Genomic DNA, 21324 nt, shown 5'->3' on the forward strand with positions numbered 1-21324 from the left:
GGGGCACCGGTGGCGGCGGGGTCAGCACGGTCGTCACGTCGGATGCGCTCCTCGTCGGGGCGGGATGGGGTGCGGGGCGGGTGCTGGCACGGGTGCCGGTACGGGTGCCGGTACGGGTGCCGGTACGGGTGCCGGTACGGGTGCCGGTACGGGTGCCGGTACGGGTGCCGGTACGGGCAGGCGGGGGCCGGGGCCCCCGCCCCCGTACGTCAGAACCGGAGCAGGCCCTTGCGGCGGGTGTGCATCACGAACGCGGTGCCGAGGCCGCAGAGCGCGAGCGCCGTCGCGCCGAGCGCGAGCGCGCTGGTGCCGGTCGCGGCGAGCGGGCCGGTGGCGGTGTCCCCGCCGCCCGAACCGCCGGTGGTGGTACCGCCGTTCCCGCCGTTCCCGCCGTCCGCACCGTCCGTCGTACCGCCGTCGTCGGTGTCCGCGGAGTCGCTCGGGCCCGGGTCGGGGCCCGGTGCGTCACCGATCGCGAAGAGGAACTCGACGCTGTGGCCGCCGGTGCCGGGCTCGGCGAGGGTGAGGGTGTACGAGCCGTCCTCGATCTTCGCCGGGACGGTGAACGCGTAGGCGGAGACGGTCCCTTCGGCGTTCGCGGTGGCGTCGGGCAGGACGGCCTCGCTGTCGGCGAGGGTGACCTTCACCTTGGCGCTCCTGGTGTAGCCGCGGGCGGTGATGAGGACCTGCTGCCCCGCGGTGAGCGTCGGGTTGACCTCCAGGGCCTTGCCGTCGGCGTCGGTGACGTCGAGATCGGCGGGCGTGCCCGGGGTGGGGCTGCCGGTGTCGCTGGGGTCCGGGGAGGGCGAGGAGCCGGCCTCGGTGACGGTGTACGGCACGGCGGCGGAGACGGATTCGGCGTACGCGGCGGAGTCCGCCGGGAGGAACTTCGCGGTGAACGTGTGCGCGCCCGGGGCCGGCGCCTTCGTGCTCAACCCGGCGGCGCCGGAGGCGGCATCGGCCCGGCCCAGCTCGGTGGTGCCGTCCAGGAAGACCACCTTCCCCGCGGCGGCCGGGGGTGTGACGGCGGCCTTCAGGGTGATCGCGGCTCCGGCGGGGGCGGTGGCCGCGGGGGTGGCGGTGAGCGCGGTCGTGGTGGCCGCGGCCTCCTGGACGGCCCAGGAGTCACCCGTCACCTGGATCTTCGCGGGGAAGTACTTGCCGCCCACGTTGCCGGCGTCGCGGCACATCAGCCGGATGTCGTACGTACCGTCCAGCGATCCGGTCGGGATCCAGCTCCGCAGCAGGGATTCGAGCGACTTCCCGGCGGGGATGTCGGCGCTGAACGGCCCCTGGTCGAACGGGGCGCCGACGGCCGTCTTGCCCAGCGTGCCCGTGCCGCCGGCCGGTTTGGCCAGGACCAGTGAGACCTGCTGCGCGTTCTCGGCGGGGCAGGCGCCGTCGGTGCTCACCTTGGGGAAGGCCGGGTTGTCGGTGGTCTTCCCCGACGTGACCGGAAGCGTCAGCCGGCCCAGCGCGTCCGCGGCGCGGGCCGTCGGCGCGAGGGCGAGGACCGCGGCCGCCGCGGCGAGCAGGAGCGAGCAGCACAGCTGCAGCGCGGCGGGTGTTCTCGGTGGTGCGAGGTGTCTCATGGTGGTCGGTCCCCCAGTGGGATGCGTGGTGGTGGCGGGTACGCCGGGGGGCCGGACACCCTGGGGGTGCCCGGCCGTGGCGCGGTCAGGGAGTGGTGGTCAGCTCTCGCCCCGGAGGGCGGTGCTGCCGCAGCCGGCGATGGTGCCGAAGCCGTACGTGGCGATCACGCCGCTCTGCGCGCAGACCTTGGAGGAGGAGCCGACGAAGGTGGCGGCGATCGTCGGGTCGGTGAGCTTGGCGGTCGGAACGACGTTGTAGACGTCACGGTTGAAGGGGAAGGCGGTGTTGAGGGTGCCGTCCGCGTTGCGCGGGGCGACACCGTTCACCGAGCCGAGCACGGAGGCGCCGCGCCGGTCGACGACGTCGCCCGGCTCGTTGCTCTGCGCGATGTACTGGGCGACGGAGTAAGGGGCGATGTCGCCCGCGCTGTCCAGCGCCTCGCCGTTGTGCTCCTGGACGGTGTCGTCGACGCAGGAGCCGAAGGTGGACTCGGTGAGGCCCAGCTGGCCCAGGAAGAAGGACCGGGTGCCGGAGCCGGACTGGGGCAGCAGCGGGGTGAGCGCCACACCGTTGAGGGACGTGGTCTGGCAGGTGTAGACCGAGACGAGCTGCGCCTTGGTGAGCGCCTTGGGCAGGGCGCTGTCGGAGCGGACCGCGAAGGTGACCGCGTCCTTGCCGAACGGGATCCAGGTCAGGTCGGTGGACGAGGTGTCCGCGACGCCGCGCGAGGAGCGCGCGAAGTCCAGACAGCCGGTGTTGTTGTCGACGGCGTTGCGCAGCGCGTTGATGCCGGCCGAGGAGCCGTTGGGCCGGGCGATCTGGCAGCCGGTGGCGCGGGTCTTGACCGTCGCCGTGCCGAGGGCGTTGTACGAGGCGATCAGCGCGCCGCTGTCGACGGCGGTGCCGAGGCCGTTCACGACGTCCTGGGTGGTGTCCGAGCCGACACCGGCGAGGACCCGGTAGTTGCCGGGGGCCGGGTCCGCCGAGGCGGGGGCCGCCATGGCGCCGAGGGCGAGGGCGGCGGTACCGACAACGGCACCGATGCGTGCGCGGGACTTGACGTTCACTTCTGTTCTCCTCCGTGCATACGGAAACGAGGAATGGAAGGAATGGACGCTCAAGCAGAATTCTGAATTCTTTTTCCACCGGCCCGTCGACCGGCCACCGATGACTTTTCCGTATCCGGTCTCCGGCGGCCACCAACGGCGACGGTTGTTCAGGTTACGAAATGCTTTACGAGGTGACACCTGGAGAACTCAGCCGGCCCGGACGGATTTCCGTACGGAAAGGCGGAGCGCAATGGGCCCGGAAAGGCCCGCGACGCCGCCCGCGAGCAGCACTCCGATCAGCACCCAGCGGACGACTCCGAGGACCGTGTCGGGGGTCAGGCCGCCGGAGTGGGCGGTGTTCTGCCGGTCGGAACCGTCGAGGTCCGCCCGGTTCGCCGCCCTGTCCCCCGTGCCGGGGTTCGCGCCGTCCCCGCCGAAGCCGCCGGCACCGCCGCCCGGACCGCCCGCGCCGCCGTCCGCTCCCGCGGCCTGGCCGCCGGCGGAACCGGCGTTGCCGGAGCCTTCCGGTCCGCCGTCGCCGGAGTCCCCGGCCGTGCTCTTCGCGTGCTCCAGCCGGTCCGCCGCGGTGAGTGCCCGGGCGCGCAGGGCGGCGGGCAGCGGCGCGTATCCGGGCGGCAGCTGCCCGGCCGCGGCGCCCGGGGTCTGGCCGGCCCGCGCCGCGTAACGGATCAGTCCGGCGAAGTCCTTGCGCTCGGCCGCCGGGGTGCCGGTGTAGGCGCCCGCGTAGACGACGGAGGCCAGGGGATAGGCCCCGCCCCGGGCGCGGGCCGGGTCGGGTGCGAGCACGCCCGGCCGGGACGAGTCCTTCATCGCGGCGACACCGGCGAGCAGCGAGGCGGGGGTCGGGGCGACGAAGGCGCCGTCGGCGTTGCGCAGGGAGGCGGTCTGGAGTCCGTAGCGGGCGGCGGAGGCGGCGTCGACGATCGCGAGCACCATGCGCTGCCCGGCCAGCGGGGGCGTGTTGACCAGCTTGGCCGGGGAGCCGTTGCCCCCGGCGGCCGCGGTGGTGGTGGATCCGTTGTTGCCCCGGCGGGTGCGCAGCGCGCCCTCGTGCATGTCCTGGACGTACGGGGCGATCTCGGTGGTCCCGTACTCCAGGGACTCCTCGCCGACGGTCACGGTCGTACGGGTCGGGTCGGCCTTCGGGAAGTCGTCGACACCGGTGTCGGTGTCCAGGTGCAGCTCCTTGAAGTACGGGTTGACCTTCGCGCCCCAGGGGTCGGGGGTACCGGCCAGGAATTGCCGTGCCTCGGTGTCGGACCGCAGCCACTTCCACAGCATTGCGGTGGTGTCGGAGCTTTCCAGCTGCACCATGATGCTGGACGGAGCCAGATAGGGAACCCAGTCCTTGAAAGCCGGATTGAGCTGTTTGAATTCCTCGTCGTGGAAGAGGCTGAGCGGATTGTCCTTGATGTGTTCGGGGGCGGTCCTGCTCCGGCTCACCACGTCCTTCTGGTAGGACGAGGTGAGCATTTTCGCGAGCAGTCTCGGGGTGAGTTTCATCGAGGCGAGCCGGCCGGAGTCCGGCATTTCGACGAAGAAGCCGACCACCAGTCCGCTCACCGCCACCGGCGCGTGCACCGCGCTCCCGGCGGTGCCCTCCTGCGGCGGGAGCAGCGGATCGACGGTGAAGGCGAGGTGCGGGGAGCCCGGGGTGGGCCGGGCGAGGGTGTCCCGTGCGCTCGCCTCACCGCTCTGGCTGAACGCGAACTTCGCGCTGCCGGCGCCCGCGCAGAGGGTCGACTGCCAGGAGCTGATCGCCTCGGTGACCAGCTCGGACCCGGTCACCCGGCGCTCGGCGCGGTCGGCCGGGCAGGTGTTGCCGACCGGCTGGAAGTGCAGCGGCACCACGAGGCGCTGGGCCCAGTTGGAGGTGGTCAGCGGTGAGGTCTCCAGCCGGTGGTTGGAGCCGGTGCCGCCGTCCACGTCGTGTCCGCCGCGCGGTACGACGACGAGCCAGCAGGGGCGAGGCCCTGTCCGGCCGGAGCGCTTCACCCGCTCGCCGCAGCCGAGCTGGGAGGCCTCCTGCCCGGACTGCATCTGGAAGGTGAACTCGCCGGTGCCGTCCGCGTGCGTGACGGCGTAGGGCTCCTCGTTGGAGTCGATCGAACTGAAGTAGGTCCAGTCGCGCGACCCGGTGGTCCGCGGTCCACCGTCGGCGGGGCGGAACGGTACGTACGACTCGCCGGATCCGTTGCCCACGTACTCCTTCTCGGCCGGGTCGGCCGCGCCCGCCCCGATCTGGCGCAGCGCGGTCCAGTTGCCGCCCTGCCCGCCGTTGCCCTGGGCGCCGAACTGGCACTGCTCGCGCGTGGGCCCGCCGGGGTCGTCGCCCCAGCACTGCATGATCTGGAGGTAGTCGTAGGTGAAGCCGTCCTGTGTCGGCCTGCCGCCGGTCCAGGTGATCTGTACTCCCTGGCCGCGCAGCTGTTCGGTCTGGTGGACGGTGACCTTGAGCTTCGAGAAGTCGTCGTACGGGCCCTTGCGGCCGGTCACCGTCACCGCCGAGCCCGCCGCCGCCTCGGCGGGGGACGTGGTGGCGGGCAGCGGCAGCAGGGCGGCCAGCAGCGCGGCGAGCAGCGCCGCGGTGCCGGTGACGGTGCGCCGACGGGTGTGTCGTACGTGGGTCATCGCGGCCCTTCCTTGCGACGGTTGCGTGCGGCGAGGGCACGCGCGGTGAGCGGGGGCCCGACGACCACGCCGAGGAGCAGTACGGCGGAGAGCGCCATCAGTACGCCGCGCAGCCCGGGTGAGCCGCCGGCGGCGAGGGTGACCGGGTTGCCGACGACGGAGGCGTCCCCGCCCCCGGCCGACCCCTCGATCGGCTCGCCGGTGTCGGGGTCGACGGCGCCCGAGGCCGCGCCGCCGCCGCCCGTCGCGGCGCCGGACGCCCCGTCCGTACCGGTGGAGCCGCCCGAGGCCCCCGCGGTCCCGGCGCCGCCCTTGCCACCCGCGGCACCCGTGCCGCCGGCGCCCCCGGTGCCGCCACCGGAACCGCCGCCGTCGGCACCGGAGTTCACCCGGGTCTGCTGCTTGGCGCCTGCCGTGCCGTCCGCGCACTGCGTGGTGCCGCGCTTGTCGCAGGCCTTGGGGTACGGGGCGTTCCTGGCAAGGGTGTTGGAGCCGTCGGAGGAGAACGTGGGGTTGCGGCAGCTCTTGATGTCGATGTCCGCGGACGGGGCGCCCGGGATCCTGCGGACCTGGGTGAATCCGGCCTCGACGAGGTTCTTGGGCAGCGGCGAGTAGCCGAGCTCCTCGGCCTGCTGCTGGCCCTCGCAGAGGAAGTAGTTGGCGAAGGAGCCCAGCGTCTTCCCCTTGGCGGTGGTGAACGGCGACTCGGCCTTGGTGGGCACGATCATGTAGCTGTAGGAGGAGAGCGGGTAGGTGCGGCGGTCGGCCGAGCGGTAGACCCCGTCGAGGATCTGGGTGAGGTAGTTCTCGGAGTTCTTGTCCTCGTTGATCCGGGCCTTCATCAGCGCCACGGCGACGCTGGACGCGGTCGGTTCGACGTAGTAGCCGGAGGCGTTGAGCACCTTCGCCACCGGGAAGCCGGTCTTGATGGCGTACGAGTACTCGACGTAGGTGATCGCTCCCTCGGCGTGCCCCTGCTTGGTGTAGCCGGAGACGCCGAGCGAACCGGACTTGGCGATCGTCGAGGAGCCGGGCACCACGGGGAAGTACGAGGTCATCCCGCACGGCGTGGAGCGCCCGGCGCGCCTGCAGTACGCGTCCCAGAGCCCGCTGTGCTCCTTGGCGAGCCAGGTGGTGAGCTGGGCGGTCGTGCCGGAGCCGTCGGAGCGCACGACGGGGATGATGCGGCGGGCCGGGAGCACCAGACCGGGGTTGTCGGCCCGGATCTCGGGGGCGTTCCACATCGTGAGCGTGCCGGTGAAGATCTTGGTGACGACCTCGCCGGAGAGCCGCAGGTTGGTGACCTTCCGGCCGCCGATCCGCAGGTTGTACATGAAGGCCGTGCCGCCGGCCACGATCGGCATGTACGCGTATCCGCGCTTCGGCGGCGCGTCCCGCATCCCGGACTCGGTCAGTCCGTACGGGATCTCGGAGACGGCGAAGTCGGCGGTGCCGTTCTTGAACTGCTCACGGCCCACCGAGGAGCCGACCGGTGAGTAGTTGACGGTCATGCCGCTGTTGGCGGCGACGTTGCGGCGCCACTGGTCGAGCGCGTTGGAGCTCCAGGTGGAGCCGCCGCCGCTGATCTTCGTGTACGAGGCGGCGCGGGCGGTCGCCGGTTGGAGGGCGAGCAGCGCGCACACCAGTGCCGCCACCGCCATGGTCAGTCGGGAGACGGTTGCCGGTCTCACTGGTCACTCACTCCTCGTATCCATGGGTGTGTCCCGGGGCGCGGCCCGCCCGGACCGGGCGGCGAAGCGTTCGGCGTCACGTCTCGACGCCTGGACCCGGCGGTGCTCCTGGCGCCTGGTCAGCCGGCCCGGTCCGCGGCCGCCGATGACGCGGGCGACGACGAACAGCACGAGGACCAGCGCCATCAGGACGGCGGCCGTGCCGAAGCCGCGGGCGATCATCGTGGGTTCGGGCGACTTGACGAACTCGAAGGTGGCGAGCGGCAGCGAGACCTGCGGCCCCGACAGCGGATCGCCGTTGATCTCGGCGGTGAATCCGGCGGTCAGCAGCACCGGCGAGGTCTCGCCGATGCCGCGCGCGGTGCCGAGGATGACGGAGGTGGTCAGCCCGGACCGCGCGGTCGGCAGCACCACGTGCCAGACGGTGCGCCAGCGCGAGGTGCCGAGCGCGTACGAGGCCTCCCGCAGCGTCCCCGGCACCAGCCGGATCACCACGTCCGCCGCCCGGATGATGATCGGCAGCATCATCACGGCGAGCGCGAGCGAGGCGGCCAGCCCGGACCGGTCGAAGCCGAGGGCGAGGATCACCGTCGCGTAGACGAACAGCCCCGCGACGATCGACGGCAGCGCGGTCATCGCCTCGACGACGGTCCGTACGAACCGGGCGAAGCGGCCCGGCACCTCGTTGAGGAAGACCGCGCAGACCATGCCGGTGGGCACGGTCAGGGCCAGCGCGACGGTGATCTGCTCCAGCGTGCCGAGGATCGCGTGCAGGATCCCGCCGGCCGAGAGCGGGTCCAGCGGGCCGGCCTCGGCCATGTCCTGGGTGAAGAAGTTCAGGTGCGGCAGCGCCTTGCGGCCCTCCCACAGGGTGAACACGACGACGAAGCCGAGCGCGACGACCATGACCAGGCCGAGGCTCTGCACCACGACGGCGGCCAGCCGGTCCCGTACCGCGGGACCGCTCTCGTCGAACGAGACCAGCAGGGCGTACAGGGCGAGGAACAGCCCGTACGCCACGGCCAGGAAGCCGATGGTGCCGCTGAACGGCAGCAGCCGGGCGAACAGCAGCCAGGTGATCGACAGGGCGGCGGCCGCGGCACCGAGCAGCGCGTACACGTCGGTGGCCCGCAGCAGGGTCGGGGAGCGCTGCCGCTCCCCCACCGGCACGGCCCGTTCCGCGGTGGCGGCGGGCCTCTCGGGTGCGATGGTCATCTGCTGGATCCCCTCACTCGCTCGCCGCGCCGGACCGGCTGCGGGCGACGATCGACGACGCCGCGAAGTTGACGACGAGCGTCATCAGGAAGAGCGCGAGGCCCGCGGCCATCAGGGCCGACATGCCGAATTCGCTGGCCTCGCCGTAGCGCAGGGCGATCAGCGCGGCGACCGAACTCGCCCCGCTCTGCACCACGTGCCACTGGATCTCGAAGACCGGCGAGATGATCAGGTAGACCCCGATGGTCTCGCCCAGGGCCCGGCCCAGGCCCAGCATGGTGCCGCCGATCATGCCGCCCTTGCCGAACGGCAGGACGACACTGCGGATCATGCCCCAGCGGGTGGCGCCCAGCGCGTACGCGCCCTCGCGCTCACCGGCCGGCGCCTGCGAGAACACCTCGCGCATCACCGAGCAGGCGATCGGCGCGACCATCAGCGCCACGACGACCCCCGCGACCAGCGTGGAGGAGGTGTACACGCTCTCCGGTGCCAGCGGGTCGGACGGGTCGGCGCCGTCCACCCGGAAGAGCGGGATCCAGCCCAGGTAGGTCGCGATCCACCGGGCAGTGGGGAGGATCTGCCCCTCGAAGAAGAACAGCCCCCACAGCCCGTAGACGACCGACGGCACGGCCGCCATCAGGTCGACGACGCTGATCAGCGTGCGGCGCAGCCGGGGCGGCGCGTACTCGGAGATGTACAGCGCCCCGCCGACCGCCAGCGGTACGGCGACGGCGACGGCCACCAGCGCGATGAGCACCGTCCCGACCAGCACGGCGGCGATCCCGAAGCGGCCGGCGTCCGGCTCCCACGCCTCGGTCGTCAGGAACGACCAGCCCGCCCGGGACAGCGCCTGCCAGGCCCGGTAGAGCAGGAATCCGCCGACCAGCAGCATGACCGCGAGCACCAGCCCGCCGCCGCCGCGGGCGACGCCCCTGAACACGCGGTCGGGCAGCCCCGGATCCGCGTACAGCCGCCGCGGCGCGTCCCGCACCGCGGTCCCACTCGTATCTCTCGTCACGCGGTCGACGCTGCTGCCGCGTCATGGACACGCCCGCACCGAGATGTGAATGAGGTGTGCCCTAAAGGCAACTTCCGGTGACGCCTCCCATCTCGGTGAGCAGCGCGCGGAACCGTTCGTACGCGGCCCGGCAGGTCGAATGGCGCTCGTAGGCCCGTGCCGAGACGACGGTGGCCCGTCCGTCCCGGTCCCGCAATAACCACATCCAGCCGTTGCCGCCGGGCGTGTGCTGCACCCCGCCCGTCAGCCCGTGCTGCCCTGCGCACAATTCCTCGAAGGCGGCCCGGCATTCGCCGTGCCCGCCGTACGAGAGCGCGGAGACCGCGACCACCCGTCCGTTCTGCGCGATCATCCGCCAGCCGTAGCCGCCGTCCGTGTCGATGTCTATGCGGCAGCGCGCGCCAGTGGCGTCCGCTCTGCCGGAACCGCCTTCGTCCGTCATCTCGTCCCACCCCCCGCCGCCCGCTTCGGAAGTCGGGCGGCACGCGCAATGTATGGAGAGGGGCCTGGCCGCCGGGACCGGAAACCGCCGCAGCGGTCGGCTTTCACGCGGAAGTTGCCCCTAGTGCGCCCGGCATACACGGGGCCGTTCCGCCCGGTGCCGGGGCGGTAGTCTGCGGCGACTCGCATACCTACCAGTGAGAGGCCGTGCATGCGCACAGGCAGAACCGGCACCGTGGCCGTCCTCGCGGGAGCGCTCGCCCTTGCGGCGTTCACCGCACCGGCCGCGGAAGCCGCCGACACCGGGATCACGGTGTCGAAGATGGTCGTCAACTCGGGCAGGCCCGTCGTCGTGGGCACCACCGCGGAGAAGCTTCCGAGTGTCAGCTTCCACGTCACGTGGTCCGCGGGCCACTCGCTCTCCGACGTGGAGGCGAGTCCGTACCTGTACCACGACACCACGGCGAGCAAGGGTGCCGACCACGGCGGCATCTACTTGAGCAGCATGACCTGTTACGAGGACGGCTCGCGCGCCGCCGACTGCAAGGGCGAGCTGTACATCGAGCCGCGCTACACCCTGGACTCGAACAACGACGCCACGACCTGGAAGGTCGGCGCGGCCGCCCGCATCTGGGGCTCCAACGGGCAGCCGAAGAGCCAGGAGTACCTGCCCGCCCTCGGCACCGCGCAGGTGAAGCGCGCGGCGCGGGCGAGCGTCAACGCCTCGCCCGAGCCGGTGGCGAAGGGGAAGACGCTCACCGTGACGGGACGGCTCACGCGCGCCGACTGGGTGAAGCACTCCTACACCGGTTACGGCGGCAAGGCAGCGAAGCTGCAGTTCCGCAAGGCGGGCACCAGCACCTACTCCACGGTGAAGATCGTCAGGGCGAGCTCCACGGGCAGCCTGAAGACCACGGTCAAGGCGTCCGCGGACGGCTACTGGCGCTGGACCTTCGGCGAGACGTCGACGACGGGCGGCGCGACCGCCGCCGGGGACTACGTCGACGTCAAGTAGGTCCCGAACACGGGTGAAGCCCGCACCGGCGGACCGGTGCGGGCTTCGTCGGATCCGGTCTCAGCCGGTCGCGAGCAGCACCACCAGCAGCAGCGCGCCCACCACCGTCGGCGCGATCACCTCGAACGCCCAGCGCACCGACACCGACGACTCGGCGGACTCCCCGGCGGCCGCGCCGCCCGTCTTCGCCCGCTCCGCCAGTTCGCGCAGGTCCGCCATGGTCTGGTCGGCCGTCGCCATCCGGGCCTTGGTGTCGCGGACGTCGGCGTGCACGGACGTGCGGTCGTACGGGTCGTCCAGCGACCGCCGGGACTGCTGCCGGGCCGCCTTCTTCCGCTGCCGCAGCGACACCGGCACCGCCCAGAGCTGGTACTTGGCACCGCCCTCGGTGAACAGCTCGCACGAATAACCGGCCCGCAGGTCCGATACCTCGGTCCACGGCAGGCTGATCGTCCGGAACGGGTTGCGGATCCGGATGCGGTGCTCGTTGGCGAGCACCACCGGCCGCAGTGTGAACGCGACGACCATCGGCACCGCGGTGAGCAGTCCGGCGAGCGCCAGCCACGGCACCCGGCCCTCGCCCCGCAACGCTGCGTCCCCGCCGATCCAGCAGATGAGCAGGAGCAGCAGGACGCCCCCGACCATCCCGGCGGGCGAGCGGAAGGTCCGGTCGGCGTAGACCGGCTCGGCGGGTGGTGTGGGGCTCGTCATGGGCCCGATTCTGCCTGACGGGCCGGCGGGGCGCCGGGGCGGCCGCCCCGGAACCGCGTCCCGCGCGGAGAGGTGGTCCCCCTGTACAGGTCGCTACGCGCGTAGATATGCTCCCCTGGTGACCATGCCCACCACTGCTCCCGCATTCTCCGACGCGACCGCGTCCGACAGTGCGCTGCGCCGCTTCCTGCACGGGCTGCCCGGCGTCGACGCCGTCGGCCTCGAAGCGCGCGCCGCGTCCCTCGGAACCCGTTCGATCAAGACGACGGCCAAGGCGTACGCCATCGACCTCGCCATCTCGATGATCGACCTGACGACGCTGGAAGGCGCGGACACCCCGGGCAAGGTCCGGGCCCTCGCCGCCAAGGCCGTCAACCCCGACCCGACCGACCGCACGACCCCGCGCACCGCGGCGGTCTGCGTCTACCCCGACATGGCGGCGACCGCCGTCGCCGCACTGGCCGGCTCCGGCGTGAAGGTGGCCTCCGTGGCCACGGCCTTCCCGGCCGGCCGCGCCGCGCTCGACGTGAAGCTCGCGGACGTCCGTGACGCCGTGGCCGCCGGGTCCGACGAGATCGACATGGTGATCGACCGGGGCGCCTTCCTCTCCGGCCGCTATCTGAAGGTGTACGAGGAGATCCTCGCCGTGAAGGCCGAGTGCGCGCGGGCCGACGGCCCCGACGCCCGCCTGAAGGTGATCTTCGAGACCGGCGAGCTGTCCACGTACGACAACATCCGCCGCGCCTCCTGGCTCGGCATGCTGGCGGGCGCCGACTTCATCAAGACCTCGACCGGCAAGGTCGGGACGAACGCCACGCCCGCCAACACCCTGCTGATGCTGGAGGCCGTGCGCGACTTCCGCGCGCAGACCGGCGTACAGATCGGCGTGAAGCCGGCCGGCGGCATCCGCACCTCCAAGGACGCGATCAAGTTCCTGGTGCTGGTGAACGAGACCGCGGGCGAGGACTGGCTGGACAACCACTGGTTCCGGTTCGGCGCCTCCAGCCTGCTGAACGACCTGCTGATGCAGCGCCAGAAGCTCAGCACCGGCCGTTACTCCGGCCCCGATTACGTGACGGTGGACTGATCCCCATGGCATCTGCATTCGAGTACGCCCCCGCCCCCGAGTCGCGCGCGGTCGTCGACATCGCGCCCTCGTACGGGCTGTTCATCGACGGCGAGTTCGCCGAGGCGGCCGACGGCAAGGTCTTCAAGACGGTGTCGCCGAGCACCGAGGAGGTGCTCTCCGAGGTCGCGCAGGCCGGTGCGGCCGACGTCGACCGGGCCGTGAAGGCGGCCCGCCGGGCGTTCGAGAAGTGGTCGGCGCTGCCCGGCTCCGAGCGCGCCAAGTACCTCTTCCGGATCGCCCGGATCATCCAGGAGCGCAGCCGCGAGCTCGCCGTCCTGGAGACCCTCGACAACGGCAAGCCGATCAGGGAGACGAGGGACGCCGATCTCCCCCTCGTCGCCGCGCACTTCTTCTACTACGCGGGCTGGGCCGACAAGCTGGACCACGCGGGCTACGGCCCGAACCCGGCCCCCCTCGGCGTCGCGGGCCAGGTCATCCCCTGGAACTTCCCCCTCCTGATGCTCGCCTGGAAGATCGCCCCGGCGCTCGCCACCGGCAACACGGTGGTCCTCAAGCCCGCCGAGACGACCCCGCTCTCCGCGCTGTTCTTCGCGGACATCTGCCGCCAGGCGGGCCTGCCCAAGGGTGTCGTGAACATCCTTCCCGGGTACGGGGACGCGGGCGCCGCCCTCGTCGAGCACGAGGACGTGAACAAGGTCGCGTTCACCGGCTCGACCGCGGTCGGCAAGGCCATCGCCCGCCAGGTCGCCGGCACCGACAAGAAGGTCACCCTCGAACTGGGCGGCAAGGGCGCCAACATCGTCTTCGACGACGCCCCGATCGACCAGGCCGTCGAGGGCATCGTCACCGGCATCTTCTTCAACCAGGGCCAGGTCTGCTGCGCGGGATCCCGGCTCCTGGTCCAGGAGTCCGTCCAGGACGAGCTGCTGGACGCGCTGAAGCGCCGGCTGACCACGCTCCGGCTGGGCGACCCGCTGGACAAGAACACCGACATCGGCGCGATCAACTCCGCGGAGCAGCTCGCCCGGATCACCGCGCTCACCGAGACGGGCGAGGCGGAGGGCGCCGAGCGCTGGAGTGCCCCCTGCGAACTCCCCTCCGCCGGGTACTGGTTCGCCCCGACGCTGTTCACCAACGTCACCCAGGCGCACACCATCGCGCGCGACGAGATCTTCGGCCCGGTGCTGTCGGTGCTGTCCTTCCGCACGCCCGACGAGGCGGTCGCCAAGGCCAACAACAGCCAGTACGGCCTCTCGGCCGGCATCTGGACGGAGAAGGGCTCCCGCATCCTCGCGGTGGCGAACAAGCTCCGGGCGGGCGTCGTCTGGGCCAACACGTTCAACAAGTTCGACCCGACCTCGCCCTTCGGCGGTTACAAGGAGTCGGGCTTCGGCCGCGAAGGCGGCCGTCACGGCCTGGAGGCGTACCTCGATGTCCGATAACCGTCTGAGCGTCTTCAAGACCTACAAGCTGTACGTCGGGGGCAAGTTCCCCCGCTCCGAGAGCGGCCGGGTGTACGAGGTGACGGACTCGAAGGGCAAGTGGCTGGCGAACGCCCCCCAGTCCTCCCGCAAGGACGCGCGCGACGCGGTCGTGGCCGCCCGCAAGGCGTTCGGCGGCTGGTCGGGCGCCACGGCGTACAACCGCGGCCAGGTCCTCTACCGCGTCGCGGAGATGCTGGAGGGCCGCAAGGACCAGTTCGTACGGGAAGTGGCGGACGCGGAGGGCCTGTCGAAGTCCAAGGCGGCGGCCGTCGTGGACGCGGCGATCGACCGCTGGGTCTGGTACGCGGGCTGGACCGACAAGATCGGCCAGGTCGTGGGCGGGGCGAACCCGGTCGCGGGTCCGTTCTTCAACCTGTCCACCCCCGAGCCGACCGGCGTGGTCGCGGTCCTGGCCCCGCAGGAGTCGTCGTTCCTGGGCCTGGTCTCGGTGATCGCCCCCGTGATCGCGACCGGCAACACCGCCGTCGTCATCGCCTCGGCGGACTCTCCGCTCCCGGCCCTGTCCCTGGGCGAGGTGCTGGCCACCTCCGACCTGCCGGGCGGCGTGGTGAACGTCCTGTCCGGCAGGACGGCGGAGATCGCGACACCGCTCGCCTCCCACCAGGACGTCAACGCCATCGACCTGACGGGCGCGGACACCGGGCTCGCGAAGGAGCTGGAGATCGCGGCGGCCGACAACCTGAAGCGCGTCCTGCGTCCACAGCCTGTGGACGGCGCCGCGGACTGGACGGCCGATCCGGGCACCCATCGCCTGACGGCCTTCCTGGAGACCAAGACGGTCTGGCACCCGACGGGCGCCCTCGGCGTCTCGGGCTCCTCGTACTGACGCCCCCCGCACGGCAACGGCCTGTTCCTCCGGCACCCGGAGGAACAGGCCGTTCCCGACTGCTCAGCCGCCGTGCAGCGCCTGCGCCGCCGGCCCGACCACCGGCAGGTCCTTCAGCGCGCCACCGCTGGTCACCGGGTCGGTGACGGCGGCCGTGGAGAGCGGCTTGAAGTCGGCGATCTGCGTCCCCACCGCGTTGTTCAGCGGGTCGGTGCCCGTGCCGGCCAGCGGGTCGAGCCGCAGATGCGTCACCGGGGCGATACCGCCCCTGAGCGAGTGGCCGAGCGCCCCGGTCACCGCACCACCGGCGGCGTCACCTGCCTCGCCGAGTGCGGTGTCGGCGCCCACGACCGGTACGTGGGGCAGCGGTGCCGCCTGGGCCGCCGCACCCCCCGCACCGAGCGCGGCACCCATCGCGGTGACGGTCAGACCTGCTCGCAGCAGTGCGCGGCGCCGGGACTTGGAAAGTGCATGACGTGCCATGGAATTCCCACCTGATCGAGACGATCGAGTAATCATCTGAGTGCGTAGAGTAGTTGAGGTGTGATGCTCGATACCAACAAGGGCACCGGGGGATCCCCTGTGCGGGTCAATGCCTCACACTCGTGTTCTGTGAATTCCCAACCGATCCCGACCCGCGTCGTACTGCTCGCGGGCCCTTCCGGCTCCGGCAAGTCCTCCCTGGCCGCCCGCACCGACCTGCCGGTGCTGCGCCTGGACGACTTCTACAAGGAGGGCGACGACCCCACGCTGCCGCTCGTTCCCGGCAGTACGGACATCGACTGGGACTCCGCACAGTCCTGGGACGCCGACGCCGCGGTCGCCGCGATCATGGAACTGTGCCGCACCGGGCGCACCGACGTCCCGGTCTACGACATCTCCACCAGTTCCCGGGTCGACCGGGAGGCCCTGCACATCGAGCGCACACCGCTGTTCGTGGCCGAGGGGATCTTCGCGGCGGACATAGTCGAGCGTTGCCAGGAACTCGGCGTCCTGGCCGACGCGCTCTGCCTGCGCGGACGCCCGACCACGACGTTCCGCCGCCGCCTGCTGCGGGACCTGCGCGAGGGCCGCAAGTCGGTGCCGTTCCTGCTGCGGCGCGGCTGGCGGCTGATGCGCGCGGAGCGCCGGATCGTGGCCCGCCAGACGGCCCTGGGCGCGCATCCCTGCGGCAAGGAGGAGGCCCTGGGCCGACTGGCCGCCGCGGCGGCGGGGCGGTGCCGGCGGGCGACCGCCGCACGCGGTTCGGCTTAGTGGTCCTCCCCGTACACACGCGAACGGGGCCGGACAGGACCCCCCGGCCCGTCCGACCCCGCAGCACTTCCCCCGTGCTCCGCCGCCTCCCCCGAAGCAGCGGCCCCGTTCTCCCCCGTGTTCCCCCTCGCCTCAGGCCACCAGCTCGCCGAAGGACTCCTCCTCGTCACGGCCGAAGCTGAGGACCTCGTCCTCGCGCAGCCGGCGGAGCGACCGCCAGATGCTGGACTTCACCGTGCCGACACTGATGTCGAGGATGGCCGCGATCTCCGGGTCGGTGCGGCCCTCGTAGTAACGCAGGACCAGCATCGTGCGCTGGAGTTCCGGCAGCCGCGCCAGCGCCTGCCAGAGCACGGCGCGCAGTTCCGTGCCGCGCATCGCGTCCGTGTCGCCCGCCGTCTCCGGCAGCTCCTCGGTCGGGTACTCGTTGAGCTTGCGCCTGCGCCAGGCGCTGATGTGCAGGTTGGTCATGGTGCGGCGCAGATAGCCGCCGACCGCCGCCTTGTCGCTGATCCGGTCCCATGCCCGGTACGTCGAGAAGAGGGCGCTCTGCAGCAGATCCTCGGCCTCGAACCGGTCGCCGGTCAGGTGGTAGGCGGTTGCGTACAGGGAGGCGCGGCGCTCCCGGACGTAGGCCGTGAACGCCGCTTCGGCGTCCTCGGCCTTCGCCGGGGTCTTCCGCTCCCCTGTGGCCTCCCCGTACGCGCTGCCCCCGTTGTTTCCCCCGTTGCCCCCCACAGGCACGTCAACGACCGTCATGTACGACAGGTGCTGACGCCCGGCGCCACGAACGCACCCCCGCCCGTTCGCGGCGCCGGACTTCTCGACACTCCGGCCGACGTCGTGGAGACGCGTGACAACTGCGCTTGCGGTGGTGCTGTGAGTTGCATTCATCTCGCGCCCCCCATCGGTGGAGTCCGTCCGTTCCTTGTGCCAATGAGCTTGCCGGGGCAGTTTCATGACGCTGTCCGCCGACTGTCACAGGCCTGTCACAGGGCCTGCCGAGCGTGCTCCTGGGGCGCGCGGGATGTATGAGTCGACCCCAACTGTCGAACTGGGACGCCACCATGGGTCAGAATGACCAGCGTGCCTTTCCTGTTGCTGATCGAGGACGACGACGCCATCCGCACGGCCCTCGAACTCTCGCTGTCACGCCAGGGCCACCGAGTGGCCACCGCGGCGACGGGAGAGGACGGCCTGAAACTGCTGCGTGAGCAGCGGCCGGACCTGATCGTGCTGGATGTGATGCTGCCCGGGATCGACGGCTTCGAGGTGTGCCGGCGTATCCGGCGCACCGACCAGCTGCCGATCATTCTGCTGACCGCGCGCAGCGACGACATCGACGTCGTGGTCGGGCTTGAGTCCGGCGCCGACGACTACGTGGTGAAACCCGTGCAGGGCCGGGTGCTCGACGCCCGTATCCGCGCGGTGCTGCGCCGGGGCGAGCGCGAGTCCACCGACTCCGCCTCGTTCGGGAGCGTGGTGATCGACCGTTCCGCGATGACCGTCACCAAGAACGGGGAGGATCTGCAGCTCACGCCGACCGAGCTGCGCCTCCTGCTGGAGCTGAGCCGCCGGCCGGGCCAGGCCCTGTCGCGGCAGCAGCTGCTCCGGCTGGTCTGGGAGCACGACTACCTCGGTGACTCCCGGCTGGTGGACGCGTGTGTGCAGCGGCTGCGGGCCAAGGTGGAGGACGTGCCGTCGTCGCCGACGCTGATCCGTACCGTCCGGGGTGTGGGCTACCGACTGGACTCGCCTCAGTGAGCGATGCAGTCAAACGGAGCCTGCTCGCCGGGCTCCGCTGGACCAGTCTGCGGCTGCGGCTCGTCGTGGTGTTCGCGCTGGTGGCGCTGACCGCCGCGGTGTCCGCGTCGGGGATCGCGTACTGGCTGAACCGCGAGGCCGTGCTGACCCGTACCCAGGACTCCGCGCTCGGGGACTTCCGCCAGGAGATGCAGGGCCGGGCGGCCTCGCTGCCGCTCCACCCCACCAGGGACGATCTGCAGAACGCCGCGGTGCAGATGGCGAGCAGTTCGCCGGGCTACAGCGTGCTGCTGGTCGACGAGCGCGACACCGGCAAGCCGATCGTCGGCAACTCGGACCTGGACACCTTCACCCTCGACAACGTACCGCTGTCGCTGCAGAAGGCGGTCAACAAGAGGCAGCCGGTGGAGGCGGGCAACAAGTACGAGTACCACCTGTTCTGGCAGCGGACCAGCATCCGCGGCACGCCGTACCTGGTGGGCGGTACGAAGATCATCGGCGGTGGCCCGACCGGCTACATGCTGAAGTCGCTCGACCAGGAACGGCAGGACCTCAACTCCCTGGCCTGGTCCCTGGGCATCGCCACCGGGCTCGCGCTGATCGGTTCGGCGCTGCTCGCGCAGGCCGCCGCGACGACCGTGCTGCGGCCCGTGCAGCGGCTCGGCGACGCCGCCCGCAAGCTCGGCGAGGGCAAGCTCGACACCCGGCTCGTGGTGTCCGGCACGGATGAACTGGCCGATCTCTCCCGTACGTTCAACCGGACCGCGAGTTCGCTGGAGAAGCGGGTCGCGGACATGAGCGCGCGGGACGAGGCGAGCCGGCGGTTCGTCGCCGACATGTCGCACGAGCTGCGCACCCCGCTCACCGCGCTGACCGCCGTCACCGAGGTGCTGGAGGACGAGGCGGACAGCCTCGACCCGATGATCGCGCCCGCGGTGCGTCTGGTGGTGAGCGAGACCCGGCGCCTCAACGACCTGGTGGAGAACCTGATGGAGGTCACCCGCTTCGACGCGGGTACGGCCCGGCTCGTCCTCGACACCGTGGACGTCGCCGACCAGGTCACCGCCTGCATCGACGTCCGTGCGTGGCTGGACGCGGTGGATCTGGGCGCCGAGCGCGGCATGATGGTCCGTCTGGACCCGCGCCGGCTCGATGTGATCCTGGCGAATCTGATCGGCAACGCGCTCAAGCACGGCGGTTCGCCGGTACGGGTCACGGTGCGGACCGAGGGCGACCAGCTCGTCATCGAGGTCCGGGACCACGGCCCCGGCATCCCCGGGGACGTGCTGCCCCATGTCTTCGACCGTTTCTACAAGGCCAGCGCCTCACGCCCGCGCTCCGAGGGCAGCGGGCTCGGTCTTTCGATCGCCATGGAGAACGCGCACATCCACGGCGGTGACATCACGGCCGCGAACTCACCGGACGGCGACGGCGCGGTGTTCGTGCTGCGGCTGCCGCGCGATGCCGAGCAGCTCACCCGGCCCGGCGGTGGGCACGATACCGGGGACCGGGACGAGGAGGGCGACGCGACGTGATGGGCAGCGAAAACCGCCGGGCGCGCCGTACGGCCGTGGCACTGGCCGGCGCCGTGGTCACAGCGGTGCTGGCCGCGGGCTGCGGGATCAGGTCCACCACCGTGCCGGTGGACGCCGGTGCCGCACCGTCCCAGGTGCCGTGCGCGATGTCCGCGGAGAACGTCACGACACAGGCCGCCCGGGGCATCCCCGTACAGATCTATCTGGTCTGCTCCTCGCAGCTGGTCACGGTGGACCGTACGGTGCAGATCGACGAGAACGGCACCGACCGGGTCCGGGTCGCGCAGGCGCTCCTGGGCGAGCTGCTGCAGAAGCCGCCCGCCGCGGAACGGCAGGCGGGGTACTCCACGACCGTGCCGAAGACCCTGCGGGTCGGCGGGGCCCGCGGCGGCGACCGGGCGGGCACGCTCCGGCTCAGCGAGCAGCCGGAGGACCTGCGGTCCGAGGCGCTGGCGCAGATCGTCTGCACGTACGCGGAGAGCGACTCGCTCGCCCCGGAGGGCACGGTGGTACTGGGCGGGCCGGGGAACTACCCGCCGCGCGGGTACCTGTGCACCTCGGAGATGAAGGCGCGGCCCAAGGCGGTACCGACGCCGATGGTCGGCGCGGGGAACTGAACGCCCCGGTGAGCGGCTCGCCGTCGCCGGGCGGGCCGGTTTCCGGGACGGCGGAACCGATCCTGCCGTTCGCCGCGTCTTGGGTGGCGTGCGTCAAGGTTCGGACGGTACAGCCGTCATCCGCTTCCGCGCGGCCGGGGTCTCTCTGCTCCTCGCGCATCTGCTGCTTGTCGGGTGGCTGACCCTGCGCCCGCTCGATGTGCCGTGGATGGGCGCCTCGAATCTCCGACCCTTCGCCGGTATCAGGGCGGATCTGTCCCTCGGCCCGGTCGAGGCGGCCCGCCGGATCGGCGAGGGGCTGCTGCTGCTCGCCCCGCTGGGCGTGCTGCTGCCGATGGCCGGGGGCCGGCTCTCCGTCTCCCCGTGGGCCTCGCTGGCCCGTACCGTCGCGGCGGGTGCGCTGATCTCGACGAGCATCGAGCTGGCCCAGACCGGCGTGCCCGGTCAGGTCGTCGATGTCGATTCGCTGCTGCTGAACACCACCGGTGTGGCCATCGCCCATCTGCTCGTGGTGCCCATGTGCCGGGCGCGGCTGCGCCGCCGGAAGCAGGATCGGGTCGGGGTGCTCCCCCACCCGAGGAACGACGCGGGCCAGGGTTCGACCCCGACGATTCCCAGGGTCGGGATCGCACCGTAGAGCGACGCTTTGCCCCCCTTCGCCGGGCCACCATGGAGACATCGGGAGCACGACGGAGCTGCTCCCTCAGCAACGGTTCGCGAAGGAGCCCACCATGGCCGCACTTGCCCGCCCCCGTGACGGACGCATGATCGGCGGAGTGTGCGCAGCGCTGGCACGGCGCTTCGGCACCTCCGCGGGGACCATGCGCGTCATCTTCCTGGTCTCCTGCCTGCTGCCGGGGCCGCAGTTCCTGCTCTACCTGGCGCTTTGGCTGCTGTTCCCGTCCGAGAAGACGTCGTCGGCCACCGCCTGGTGATCCGGTACGCATACGCCTGTGGGGCGGACACCCGGACCGGGTGTCCGCCCCACAGGCGTATGTACGGGGATCAGCCGCCGAGCGGGAGACCGTTGGTCGACAGGCCGCTGGTCTGCAGGCCGCCCGCGGGCATGCCGCCGAGCAGACCCTTGACCGGGGTGGTGGCCTGGCCGACGAGCTTCTGCTGGTCGGTGCCGAGCAGCTTGGTGGCCGTCTCCTGCACCGGCAGGCTCTGGGTCGCCGTTCCCAGCGCCGCGCTCGCGACCGGCAGAGCGGTGGTCGCGGCGTCGGTCGGCAGCACGGCGGCGGAGGCGGTGCCCGCGGCGGCGGCGGCGAAGGCGGCACCGAGAGCGGCGACGCCGAGAGTCCTGACAGCAGACTGCTTCATGTGAAATTCATCCTTGGGGAGAGGG

Annotated in this window: 21 protein-coding genes; 10 read left to right on the plus strand and 11 right to left on the minus strand. The window is 71.8% G+C overall.

What is annotated here, in order from left to right:
• Nucleotides 1-209: 209 nt before the first annotated feature.
• From EES42_RS04530 to EES42_RS04560, 7 genes are all read right to left on the minus strand, one after another.
• Nucleotides 210-1592 carry an Ig-like domain-containing protein gene (locus EES42_RS04530; RefSeq protein ID WP_124716770.1) on the minus strand — a complete coding sequence of 461 codons (1383 nt, stop codon included), beginning with the start codon at nt 1590-1592 and terminating at the stop codon, nt 210-212.
• 99 nt (nt 1593-1691) lie between these two features.
• The gene (locus EES42_RS04535; protein ID WP_206433366.1) at nt 1692-2660 is read right to left on the minus strand and encodes a type 2 periplasmic-binding domain-containing protein; all 969 of its coding nucleotides are present in this window, start codon (nt 2658-2660) and stop codon (nt 1692-1694) included.
• 189 nt (nt 2661-2849) lie between these two features.
• Nucleotides 2850-5294 carry a hypothetical protein gene (locus EES42_RS04540; protein WP_124716771.1) on the minus strand — a complete coding sequence of 815 codons (2445 nt, stop codon included), beginning with the start codon at nt 5292-5294 and terminating at the stop codon, nt 2850-2852.
• A complete protein-coding gene (gene pstS / locus EES42_RS04545) occupies nt 5291-6985 on the minus strand; it encodes a phosphate ABC transporter substrate-binding protein PstS (RefSeq protein ID WP_206433367.1) in 1695 nt (564 codons plus the stop codon). Before pstS ends, EES42_RS04540 begins: the two co-directional genes overlap by 4 nt.
• Nucleotides 6986-6988: 3 nt before the next feature.
• A complete protein-coding gene (pstA, locus tag EES42_RS04550; protein ID WP_124716772.1) occupies nt 6989-8200 on the minus strand; it encodes a phosphate ABC transporter permease PstA in 1212 nt (403 codons plus the stop codon).
• 13 nt (nt 8201-8213) lie between these two features.
• Entirely contained in the window at nt 8214-9218 is a 1005-nt protein-coding gene (gene pstC, locus EES42_RS04555) for a phosphate ABC transporter permease subunit PstC (RefSeq protein WP_206433368.1), read from the minus strand.
• A gap of 61 nt (nt 9219-9279) precedes the next feature.
• Complete coding sequence (locus tag EES42_RS04560) at nt 9280-9660, minus strand: hypothetical protein (RefSeq protein WP_124716773.1); 381 nt, start codon at nt 9658-9660, stop codon at nt 9280-9282.
• Between the two features lie 210 nt (nt 9661-9870).
• Here EES42_RS04560 and EES42_RS04565 point away from each other — a divergent pair, with 210 nt between their 5' ends.
• Complete coding sequence (locus tag EES42_RS04565; protein ID WP_206433369.1) at nt 9871-10674, plus strand: hypothetical protein; 804 nt, start codon at nt 9871-9873, stop codon at nt 10672-10674.
• Nucleotides 10675-10734: 60 nt separating this feature from the next.
• Here the strand turns inward: EES42_RS04565 and EES42_RS04570 are convergent, their stop codons facing one another.
• A complete protein-coding gene (locus EES42_RS04570) occupies nt 10735-11385 on the minus strand; it encodes a PH domain-containing protein (protein ID WP_124716774.1) in 651 nt (216 codons plus the stop codon).
• A 124-nt stretch (nt 11386-11509) separates the two neighbouring features.
• Between EES42_RS04570 and deoC the strand changes: the two genes are divergently transcribed.
• From deoC to EES42_RS04585, 3 genes are read left to right on the plus strand one after another with little or no spacing between them, the layout of a single operon-like run.
• A complete protein-coding gene (gene deoC, locus EES42_RS04575; RefSeq protein ID WP_124717414.1) occupies nt 11510-12472 on the plus strand; it encodes a deoxyribose-phosphate aldolase in 963 nt (320 codons plus the stop codon).
• 5 nt (nt 12473-12477) lie between these two features.
• Entirely contained in the window at nt 12478-13917 is a 1440-nt protein-coding gene (locus EES42_RS04580; RefSeq protein WP_124716775.1) for an aldehyde dehydrogenase family protein, read from the plus strand.
• Complete coding sequence (locus EES42_RS04585) at nt 13907-14806, plus strand: aldehyde dehydrogenase family protein (protein ID WP_124716776.1); 900 nt, start codon at nt 13907-13909, stop codon at nt 14804-14806. The genes EES42_RS04580 and EES42_RS04585 overlap by 11 nt, the downstream gene beginning before the upstream one ends.
• Before the next feature lie 63 nt (nt 14807-14869).
• Here the strand turns inward: EES42_RS04585 and EES42_RS04590 are convergent, their stop codons facing one another.
• Nucleotides 14870-15289, minus strand: coding sequence for a hypothetical protein (locus EES42_RS04590; RefSeq protein WP_124716777.1), 420 nt, complete (start codon nt 15287-15289; stop codon nt 14870-14872).
• A gap of 63 nt (nt 15290-15352) precedes the next feature.
• On the opposite strand from EES42_RS04590, the gene EES42_RS04595 reads away from it, so the two are divergent.
• Nucleotides 15353-16060 (plus strand): uridine kinase family protein, encoded by a 708-nt coding sequence (locus EES42_RS04595; protein WP_124716778.1) that lies wholly within the window; start codon nt 15353-15355, stop codon nt 16058-16060.
• Nucleotides 16061-16192: 132 nt separating this feature from the next.
• On the opposite strand, the gene EES42_RS04600 is transcribed toward EES42_RS04595, so the two are convergent.
• Nucleotides 16193-16954, minus strand: a complete 762-nt coding sequence (locus tag EES42_RS04600; protein WP_124716779.1) for a SigE family RNA polymerase sigma factor — start codon at nt 16952-16954, stop codon at nt 16193-16195.
• Between the two features lie 192 nt (nt 16955-17146).
• Between EES42_RS04600 and afsQ1 the strand changes: the two genes are divergently transcribed.
• The 5 genes from afsQ1 to EES42_RS04625 all read left to right on the plus strand — a co-directional run bounded on the left by afsQ1 (nt 17147) and on the right by EES42_RS04625 (nt 20911).
• Nucleotides 17147-17824, plus strand: a complete 678-nt coding sequence (gene afsQ1 / locus EES42_RS04605; RefSeq protein ID WP_206433404.1) for a two-component system response regulator AfsQ1 — start codon at nt 17147-17149, stop codon at nt 17822-17824.
• Nucleotides 17821-19359, plus strand: a complete 1539-nt coding sequence (locus EES42_RS04610; RefSeq protein ID WP_124716781.1) for a sensor histidine kinase — start codon at nt 17821-17823, stop codon at nt 19357-19359. Before afsQ1 ends, EES42_RS04610 begins: the two co-directional genes overlap by 4 nt.
• A complete protein-coding gene (locus EES42_RS04615; RefSeq protein ID WP_124717415.1) occupies nt 19359-19976 on the plus strand; it encodes a GerMN domain-containing protein in 618 nt (205 codons plus the stop codon). Before EES42_RS04610 ends, EES42_RS04615 begins: the two co-directional genes overlap by 1 nt.
• A gap of 88 nt (nt 19977-20064) precedes the next feature.
• Complete coding sequence (locus tag EES42_RS04620; protein ID WP_124716782.1) at nt 20065-20613, plus strand: VanZ family protein; 549 nt, start codon at nt 20065-20067, stop codon at nt 20611-20613.
• Nucleotides 20614-20707: 94 nt separating this feature from the next.
• Entirely contained in the window at nt 20708-20911 is a 204-nt protein-coding gene (locus EES42_RS04625) for a PspC domain-containing protein (RefSeq protein ID WP_124716783.1), read from the plus strand.
• A gap of 70 nt (nt 20912-20981) precedes the next feature.
• Here EES42_RS04625 and EES42_RS04630 read toward each other — a convergent pair whose 3' ends face one another.
• Nucleotides 20982-21299, minus strand: a complete 318-nt coding sequence (locus EES42_RS04630) for a hypothetical protein (protein ID WP_124716784.1) — start codon at nt 21297-21299, stop codon at nt 20982-20984.
• Nucleotides 21300-21324: the final 25 nt, after the last annotated feature.

It is taken from the genome of Streptomyces sp. ADI95-17 (assembly GCF_003846175.1).
Lineage (GTDB): Bacteria > Actinomycetota > Actinomycetes > Streptomycetales > Streptomycetaceae > Streptomyces > Streptomyces sanglieri.